General features: G+C 40.6%; 2 protein-coding genes. One reads left to right on the top strand and one right to left on the bottom strand.

Translation table 11 applies throughout. The features are described 5' to 3' along the window. A partial coding sequence (locus tag F6K49_RS50590; protein WP_366514368.1) for a hypothetical protein occupies positions 1–175 on the top strand: 175 nt, incomplete at its 5' end. 619 nt (positions 176–794) lie between these two features. On the opposite strand, the gene F6K49_RS50585 is transcribed toward F6K49_RS50590, so the two are convergent. Continuing rightward, the coding region (locus F6K49_RS50585; RefSeq protein ID WP_293110439.1) for an FAD-dependent monooxygenase at positions 795–1,223 on the bottom strand (429 nt) is incomplete at its 5' end.

Genomic DNA, 1,223 nt, shown 5'->3' with positions numbered 1-1,223 from the left:
TTTTGTTGGGTCAGAAGCCGTAGATTGGTTGGTGAAACGGTGTAATTCTACTCGGGAAGATGCAGTGGCTATTGGACAGATACTGATTAATCGAGGTATTATTCATCATGTCGCAGATGATCATCCTTTCCGAGATGATTATTTGTTTTACCGTTTTTATTTAGATGAGAAATGAACTACCCCGCCCTGTAGAGGCAGGGCTGTTTCATTTTCATGAATAAATTGTCAAGTCAATCTGCTGAAAGGGCGTTGGGGTGCTGGGGAGAAGGTTTTTTTAAGGTTAAAAATACCTTTTTATTAATAAAAATTCTCCGACGGTGCGCTTTCCTTGTCTTGATGCAGTCGGTCATGGGGGGAACCCCCAAGACCGCGCTGCATCGCTAGGCGAATTAAATTCGCCACGGGTCGCACCGCTATCTCCCCACCTCCCTATCTCCCCACCTCCCTACCAATCACGTTTTAGTCGGACGCAAGAAACAGCCCTGCTTGAGCCCCCGGAGACAAAACCTTAGATAGGGTCGCCTTTATAGTTAGCAGGTTATGCAGATGCATGGTTAAATATTTTTTAATAGCGATGCAGCGCTGCCAAAGGGGGTTTCCCCCACTCGCGCTTTGCATCAAGACAAGGCGACCCTATCTTACGGTAAATTCAAACCACTCGCGCTTTGCATCAAGACAGGTATGAGAGCTATGAAGCTTATACAGTCTACTTTTTAGCTATCATGTCGCCCCCCCAGCTCCAATTTACTTCTTTTTGATTAACTGCCGTTTGCACCAATTCAGAAAAAATTATTCTAATTCATAAGTTTCAACAGTAAAGTCAATATTGCCAATCCTCCCAATATGGATAACACTTGAGTAGTCCTGTTACTTTTAGCAAGAATATCCGAGTAAGATAATTCATGATTTTGAATCATTATGAAGGAATGGGTATTAAATAAAAAAGGAAATAAACGATTCAATAATAAGCGCATAAAAAAGTTAATACTCCATATTTTTTTCCGTAAAGGGTCTTGATTATATTGCCAAGGATAACTAATTTGTCCTAAACGAATTAAGGCTTTAATATCGGATTGGCGTAGGTTTTGATAGCGATAAAGTGCTTCAGAAAGATTATCTTTAGTTTCGGCTAATATTTCCTGGAAAACATAGATATCTTCTAAAGCAGAATTAACGCCTTGTCCAATGTCAGGAGGAAAACAATGAACTGCATCTCCTAATAA

The organism is Moorena sp. SIO3I6 (genome assembly GCF_010672095.1).
Note: the sequence above shows the minus strand (reverse complement) of the source record. Positions and strands in the feature narration are given on the sequence as shown.